The organism is Rhodovulum sp., assembly GCF_011048875.1.
In the GTDB taxonomy this organism is placed as follows: Bacteria; Pseudomonadota; Alphaproteobacteria; order Rhodobacterales; family Rhodobacteraceae; genus Rhodovulum; species Rhodovulum tesquicola.
Map to the genome: position 1 here is coordinate 1 of NZ_DSDD01000489.1, position 6924 is coordinate 6924.

A 6924-nucleotide genomic window follows, 5' to 3' on the forward strand; every position below is an offset into this window, starting at 1 on the left:
CTGCCGGTCCTGTTTCCCAACCTCGTGATCGTCTCGGACGAACTGAACCACGCCTCGATGATCCAGGGCATCCGGCGCGGGCGTTGCGAAAAGCACATCTTCCGCCACAACGATGTCGCGCATTTGCGCGAGATCCTCGAGAAGATCGAGAAGGGGCGGCCGATCCTGATCGCCTTTGAATCGGTCTATTCGATGGATGGCGATTTCGGCCCGATCGAGGAAATCTGCGATCTTGCCGACGAGTTCGACGCGCTGACCTATATCGACGAGGTTCACGCCGTCGGCATGTATGGCCCCCGCGGCGCCGGCGTGGCCGAGCGCGACAACCTCATGCACCGGATCGACATCATCAACGGCACGCTGGCCAAGGCCTATGGCGTGTTCGGCGGCTACATCGCGGCTTCGGCCAAGATGTGCGACGCGGTGCGCTCTTACGCGCCGGGCTTCATCTTCTCGACCTCGCTGCCGCCCGCCGTGGCGGCTGGCGCTGCGGCCTCGGTGCGGTTCCTCAAGAGCGACACCCGCCTGCGCGAAAAGCATCAGGATCGCGCCCGCGTGCTCAAGGCCCGGTTCAAGGGGCTGGGGATGCCGGTGATCGACCATGGCAGCCACATCGTGCCGGTGATCGTGGGCGACCCGGTCCACACCAAGCTGATCTCGGACAAGCTGCTTGAATTTTACGGCATCTATGTCCAGCCGATCAACTTCCCCACCGTGCCCCGCGGCACCGAGCGGCTGCGCTTCACGCCCTCGCCGGTGCATACGCAGGAGCAGATGGACCTGCTGGTCCGCGCGATGAACGAATACTGGTCGCATTGTGCGCTGAATCGCGCCGAGCTTACGGCCTGATCACGTTCTGCGGGTGCAGCACTCCCGCGCTTGTGATAGTTTGCAATATGGAAGGTGGCGATTCCCTTGGGTCGCCGCCTCACCTGAGGCAACACAGGCAGGCACGGGACGGTTTTGATGATCAGGCGCAGGCAGTCGCGCATCGCGGCTGAGGGCTCTCAGGACATACCCAAGGGGTTCGACTCCTACGAGTTGCGTCTGGGCGATGTCATGCGCGGCGAACGTGCAACGCTGGGCAAGTCGCTTCTGGATGTCCAGCGCCAGTTGAAGATCCGCGCGACCTATATCGCCGCCATCGAGAACGCCGATCCCACTGCCTTCGAGACCCCCGGCTTCATCGCGGGCTATGTCCGGTCCTATGCCCGCTATCTGGGGCTTGATCCGGAATGGGCGTATCGTCGGTTCTGCGAAGAGGGCAATTTCGCCACCGTGCACGGCATGAGCCCGGCCGCCACCACGCCGAAACCCGCGCAGCGCCGCAAGCCGACCGAGCTGCGCGATCCGCTGGCCGATCCCAATACCATTTTCGTGCCCCGCGGCGAGGCGTTCCTGTCGCGGATCGAACCCGGCGCCATCGGTTCGCTGGCGGTCCTTCTGGCCCTCATGGCCGTGCTGGGCTATGGCGGCTGGTCGGTGTTGCAGCAGATCCAGCAGGTCAAGCTGGCCCCGCTCGACCACCAGCCCGGGCTTCTGGCCGATGTGGACCCGCTGGCCACGACCGACGGGGCCGTTCTGGCCGAAGCGCCGATGACCCCGCCCACGACCGAGGCGCTGGATCGGCTCTACCGCCCGCAGGTGCTGGACCGTCCCGTCCTGGTGCCGCGCGATGGCCCCATCGCCACGCTCGATCCGGGCGAGGTCGGGGTTCTGGTCGCCGGGCGCCCGGCCGAACAGCGGTTTGCCTCGGACAGCTCTGCCGAGCGACCCGAACCCGCCAAGCCCGGTCAGGTGCAGGTCGTGGCCGAGTCGCAATTGCCCGAGGTGGCGATCATCGCGGTCCGCCCCGCCTGGGTCCGGGTGTCGGCGGCGGATGGATCGGTCCTGCTGGAAAAGATCCTCGATGCGGGCGAACGCTATGTCCTGCCCGACACCGACCAGCCGGCGCGGCTGCGGGCGGGCAATTCGGGGGCCGTCTATTTCGCGGTGAACGGCCAGACCTACGGCCCGGCCGCCCCCGGCGCCCAGGTCGCCCGGAATGTCGAACTGTCCGCCGAGGCGCTGACCGAGCGGTTCCAGATCGCCAATGTCGGCGCCGATCCCGATCTGGCGGTGGCCCTTGCGATGAACGGGGACGGCAGCGGGACCGAATGACGCCCGCGCATCAGGGCGCGTTGCGGCGACTCGGCCAATCCTTTATCCATGGAGCGAAATCACTCTCTCCGCGGACAGGATAACCCGATGTCGCTGCATGCCGTGCGCCCCTGGTGCCATATCGAACGCCGCAAGTCCCGCCAGATCCATGTGGGCTCCGTTGCCGTAGGGGGCGCCGCGCCGATCTCCGTTCAGACCATGACCAACACGGTCACCACCGACATCCGCGGCACGATAGAGCAGGTCCAGCGCGCGGCCGAGGCGGGCGCCGATATCGTGCGCATCTCGATCCCTGACGAGGGGTCGTCCAGGGCGCTGAAGGAGATCGTCGCCGAAAGCCCGGTGCCGATCGTGGCCGACATCCATTTCCACTACAAGCGCGGCATCGAGGCGGCCGAGGCGGGCGCGGCCTGCCTGCGGATCAACCCGGGCAATATCGGCGACGAGCAACGCGTGCGCGAGGTCATCGCGGCCGCCCGCGATCACGGCTGTTCGATGCGGATCGGGGTGAATGCGGGCTCGCTGGAAAAGCACCTTCTCGACAAGTATGGCGAGCCTTGCCCTGAGGCGATGGTCGAAAGCGCGCTCGACCATATCCGCATTCTCGAGGACAATGATTTCTTCGAGTTCAAGATTTCCGTGAAGGCGTCCGACGTCTTCCTTGCCGCCGCCGCCTATCAGGGCATTGCCGAGGCGACGGATGCGCCGATCCATCTGGGCATCACCGAGGCGGGCGGATTCGTGTCAGGCACGATCAAGTCGGCCATCGGGCTGGGCAACCTGCTGTGGTCGGGGATCGGCGACACGATCCGCGTCTCGCTCTCGGCCGACCCGGTCGAAGAGGTCAAGGTCGGCTTCGAGATCCTGAAATCGCTGGGCCTGCGCCATCGCGGCGTCAACATCATCTCCTGCCCCTCCTGCGCGCGGCAGGGCTTTGACGTGATCAAGACCGTCGAGGTGCTGGAAAAGCGGCTGGAACACATCAAGACCCCGATGAGCCTGTCGATCATCGGCTGCGTGGTGAACGGCCCGGGCGAGGCGCTGATGACCGATGTCGGCTTCACCGGCGGCGGGGCCGGGCATGGCATGGTCTATCTCGCCGGCAAGCAGGATCACCGGATCGCGAGTGACCAGATGATCGAGCACATCGTCGAGCAGGTGGAACGCAAGGCCGCCGAAATCGAGGCCGCCCGCGCCGCATCGGAGGCGGAGGCGGCGGAGTAACGCCCGCCGCCTGCCACGATCCCACGACCGCTGTCAGGAGAAGCGGATGGTCCCGGCCCGCCCCCGCTGCGGGCGCCGGGGATCAGTTCTCGCGGAGCCCGGCCACGACCTGGCGCATCCCTTCCAGCGGCATGTAGCCCCGCAGCATCTGCGGCCCGAGGATGAAGGTCGGCGTGCCCGAGATCTGCAGCCGCTGGGCAAGGCTCTGGTTCGCGGCCAGCACCGCGTCGACCTCGGGCGAATTCATGCGCTCCATGATGGCGGCGCCGTCCAGCCCCAGAGTGGCCGCAAGCTGCGCAAGGCTTTCCTCGGTGATGTTGCCGCGGAAGTTGATCAGCGCGTCATGCGCCCGCTCGTAGGCATCCGGTCCGGCGATCTGCAGCGTCGCCACGGCGAAGCGGGCGGACAGCACCGACTGGTCGCCCAGGATCGGGAATTCCTTCATCACCAGGCGGATATTCCCGTCGCTGGAGACCAGTTCGGCCACGTCGTCATGGGCACGGCGGCAATAGCCACAGCGGTAATCGACGAACTCGACCAGCGTGATGTCACCCTCGGGATTGCCACCGACCCAGGAATGGTCGTCCTCGAAGATCTCGGCCGCGTTGACCCGGACCAGCGCCTCGTCATTCGCCGTCTGCGCCTCGGCCTGGCGCTGTTCCAGCACGCCGATCGCCTCCATCAGGACCTCGGGGTTCTCCATCAGGTAGCTGCGCACCTCTGCGCGGAACATCTCGCGCTCGGCCTCGGACATCGCGGCAAGGTCGAAGCCCTGGGCGGGCAGGGCAAGGCCAAGGCTCAGCAGGGCGGCGGCGGGCAGGCGGGTCATCTGGCAATCTCCATTTCCGGGTCGTTCCCGTTGCAGCACATCGCGCGGCGCAGGCCAATGGTCATTTTCGACCGTTCGGCTCAATTCTTGCGGCGCATCGCCTGCGCGATGGCGGCCAGCGCCACCTCGGGCAGATCGCCCCGCACAAGGCTGCGCTCGAACACATAGGCAGGCGCCGTCCCAAGGTCGAGTGCATCCAGAAGCGCGCGGTTGACGGCAAGGGCGGCCGCGATCCCGGGATCGGCCATCCGGTCGGCGACCGCCGCGGGGTCGAGTCCCAGCGCGCGGGCGATTCCGTCCAGCGTGTCAGGCTGCATCTCCGGTGCCGCAAACAGCGCGTCCTGCGCGCGCGCATAGGCGTCGGGCCCGGCCAGCGCCAGCACCGCCCGGGCAAACCGCGCGGCGGACTCTCCACCCGGGCCGGGCGCGTCCTTGACCACAAGGCGCAGGCCCGGATCGCTGGCCGCCAGCGCGCGGGCCGCCGCCAGCGCGGGACCGCAGCGGTCGCAGGCGTAATCGACAAAGGCCACCACCGTCACATCGCCTTCGGGGTTGCCGCCGGTCCAGTCGTCCGAGGCGTCGAACAATACGGCGCGATGCGCCTCGATCAGGGCAAGATCGCCCGAGACGGCGTCTGCCTGCCGCTGCCGCTCGGCCTCGACCAGCACCTCGTCGATCAGTTCGGGATGCTCCAGCAGATAGGCGCGGATCTCGGCGTGAAAGGCCGCCCGTGCCGCGGGGTCCAGACCCGATGCCGCAGCAGCCAGGGGCAGGACGGCAAGCGCCAGCGCAAGCCCAACCCTCACCGCTTGCGCCCCGCGCTTTCGGCGGCACTCAGCACGTCCTGCGCCCGCAACCATCCGGGCGAGCCGCGCGGCAACAGCCCCGCCGCTCGCGTCGCGTGCGTTGCGGCCGTGTCCATCCGCCCGCCCAGCGCATAGCGTTCGGCCGTCGCGACCGAGGCCATGCCGTTATTTCCTGCCCGCGCATAGGCCAGCGCCAGATCGCGCAGCATGCGTGGATCGTAGGGATCGCGGCCGCGCGCCCGTTCCAGCACCGCCAGCGCCTGCCGGTTGCCCTCGGCGGTTTCCAGCGCCAGAAGCGCGCGGCCATGGCCTGCAAGGATCAGGGGCTCGTTCGGGGCAAGCGCGGCGGCGCGGGCATAGGCATTGACCGCGGGTCCAACGCGGCGGGATTCCAGCAGGATCTGGCCCTTGAGCTCATGCACATAGGGATCGTTCGGCCGCGCCGCCTCAAGCCTTTCCATCTCGGCCAGCGCCTTGTCGGGGGCGGGAGTGCGGTGATGGGCGACGGCACGGCGCATCATCCCGATCGTGCTCTGGTCGCGCTCGGCCCGCCGGAGCGTGTAGCGCGGGTTCTGCAGGAATGCCCCCAGCTTGCCCTTGGCGCGGGCGAACCAGTATTCCGCCGTCTCGTTGCCCGTAGCCTGCCCGCCATAGGCCGCGGCATATCCCTTCAGTGCGCGAATGCGCTCGGCGGTCAACGGGTGGGTGCGCACATAGGGGTCCTGGCGGCTTGAACTCAGCGCCTCCTGGCCGCGGAACAGTTCCAGCACCTCAACCATCGCCTGCGGATCGACACCCGCCCTTGCCATGTAGCGCAGCCCGGCCTGATCGGCCGAGGCTTCCTCTGCGCGGGTATGGGCAAAGAACAATCGTTGCGCCGACGAGGCCGTGCCCATGACCAGCCCCGTGCTCGCCTCGCCGCTGCCGGTGGCCGCCCCCATCGCCAGCGACATCATCAGCCCCAAGGCCGCGGCCGATTGCGCGCTGCGCATGTTCGTCAGCCTGCGGGTGATATGGCCGTTCGCGATATGCGCGATCTCGTGCGCGATCACCGCCTGAAGCTGGGCGGCGCTTTCCAGCCGCAGAACCAGCCCCGAATTGATCAGGATCGTCTGTCCGTCGGCGACAAAGGCGTTCAGCCTGTCATCCGCGATCAGCAGGACGCGCAGCGCCGAGGGGCTGATCCCCGCCTCGGCGGCCAGCGGCTGGGCAAGCTGGCGCAGCGCATGTTCGATCTCGGCATCACGGATCAGGCCCTGCGCGCGGGCGACAAGCGGGGCAAGGGCAAGCGTCAGCGCCAGCGCCAGCCCGAGGACATGCCGGATGGCTGCCATTGACGTTGTTCCCCCGCGCTGGAAGAAAGCCTGCATCACAGGCACCCTAAGGAGTCGGGCATGAGGGTTTCAAGCCGCGGCGATGTCGATCCCTTCATCGTGATGGACGTGATGGCCGCCGCCGCCCGGGCCGAGGCCGCGGGCCGGCACATCATCCATATGGAGGTCGGCCAGCCCGGCACGCCTGCCCCCGCCGCTGCGCGGGCTGAGTTGGCGCAGGCGATGGAGACGGGGCCGCTCGGCTATACCGTGGGGCTGGGCCTGCCCGCGCTGCGCGCCCGCATCGCGCGGCTTTACGGCGACTGGTATGGCGTCGATCTGAACCCCGAGCGGGTGGTGATCACGCCGGGCTCGTCGGGCGGCTTCACGCTGGCCTTCACCGCGCTGTTCGACGTGGGCGCGCGGGTGGGGATCGGCGCGCCGGGCTATCCGTCCTACAAGGCGATCCTTCAGGCGCTGGGGCTGCAAACCGTGATGATCGGCACCGAGGCGCAGCACCGTTATCAGCCGGTGCCCGCGGATCTGCCCACCGATCTCGACGGGCTGCTGGTCGCCTCGCCCGCCAATCCGA

General features: G+C 68.0%; 7 protein-coding genes. 4 read left to right on the forward strand and 3 right to left on the reverse strand.

Annotated elements, in window-relative coordinates; translation table 11 throughout:
- From hemA to ispG, 3 genes are all read left to right on the forward strand, one after another.
- Positions 1–849 (forward strand): 5-aminolevulinate synthase (hemA, locus tag ENN83_RS16520; RefSeq protein WP_287188894.1); only part of this gene is annotated, 849 nt, incomplete at its 5' end.
- A gap of 117 nt (positions 850–966) precedes the next feature.
- Positions 967–2160 carry a helix-turn-helix domain-containing protein gene (locus ENN83_RS16525; RefSeq protein WP_287188896.1) on the forward strand — a complete coding sequence of 398 codons (1194 nt, stop codon included), beginning with the start codon at positions 967–969 and terminating at the stop codon, positions 2158–2160.
- 87 nt (positions 2161–2247) lie between these two features.
- Positions 2248–3384: a flavodoxin-dependent (E)-4-hydroxy-3-methylbut-2-enyl-diphosphate synthase gene (gene ispG, locus ENN83_RS16530; RefSeq protein WP_287188898.1), complete on the forward strand. Its 1137-nt coding sequence runs from the start codon at positions 2248–2250 to the stop codon at positions 3382–3384.
- A gap of 82 nt (positions 3385–3466) precedes the next feature.
- Here ispG and ENN83_RS16535 read toward each other — a convergent pair whose 3' ends face one another.
- From ENN83_RS16535 to ENN83_RS16545, 3 genes are all read right to left on the reverse strand, one after another.
- Positions 3467–4213, reverse strand: coding sequence for a DsbA family protein (locus ENN83_RS16535; protein ID WP_287188901.1), 747 nt, complete (start codon positions 4211–4213; stop codon positions 3467–3469).
- A gap of 80 nt (positions 4214–4293) precedes the next feature.
- Positions 4294–5019, reverse strand: a complete 726-nt coding sequence (locus ENN83_RS16540; protein WP_287188903.1) for a thioredoxin domain-containing protein — start codon at positions 5017–5019, stop codon at positions 4294–4296.
- Positions 5016–6353, reverse strand: a complete 1338-nt coding sequence (locus tag ENN83_RS16545; RefSeq protein WP_287188904.1) for a M48 family metalloprotease — start codon at positions 6351–6353, stop codon at positions 5016–5018. Before ENN83_RS16545 ends, ENN83_RS16540 begins: the two co-directional genes overlap by 4 nt.
- Positions 6354–6413: 60 nt before the next feature.
- Here ENN83_RS16545 and ENN83_RS16550 point away from each other — a divergent pair.
- Positions 6414–6924: aminotransferase class I/II-fold pyridoxal phosphate-dependent enzyme (locus ENN83_RS16550; protein ID WP_287188905.1), on the forward strand; the 511-nt coding region annotated here is incomplete at its 3' end.

Bases quoted from the DNA above. Each gene is read 5' to 3' on its own strand.
- ENN83_RS16525 (WP_287188896.1), top strand. From the start codon at position 967: ATGATCAGGCGCAGGCAGTCGCGCATCGCGGCTGAGGGCTCTCAGGAC.
- ENN83_RS16535 (WP_287188901.1), bottom strand. From the start codon at position 4,213: ATGACCCGCCTGCCCGCCGCCGCCCTGCTGAGCCTTGGCCTTGCCCTG.
- ENN83_RS16545 (WP_287188904.1), bottom strand. From the start codon at position 6,353: ATGGCAGCCATCCGGCATGTCCTCGGGCTGGCGCTGGCGCTGACGCTT.
- ispG (WP_287188898.1), top strand. From the start codon at position 2,248: ATGTCGCTGCATGCCGTGCGCCCCTGGTGCCATATCGAACGCCGCAAG.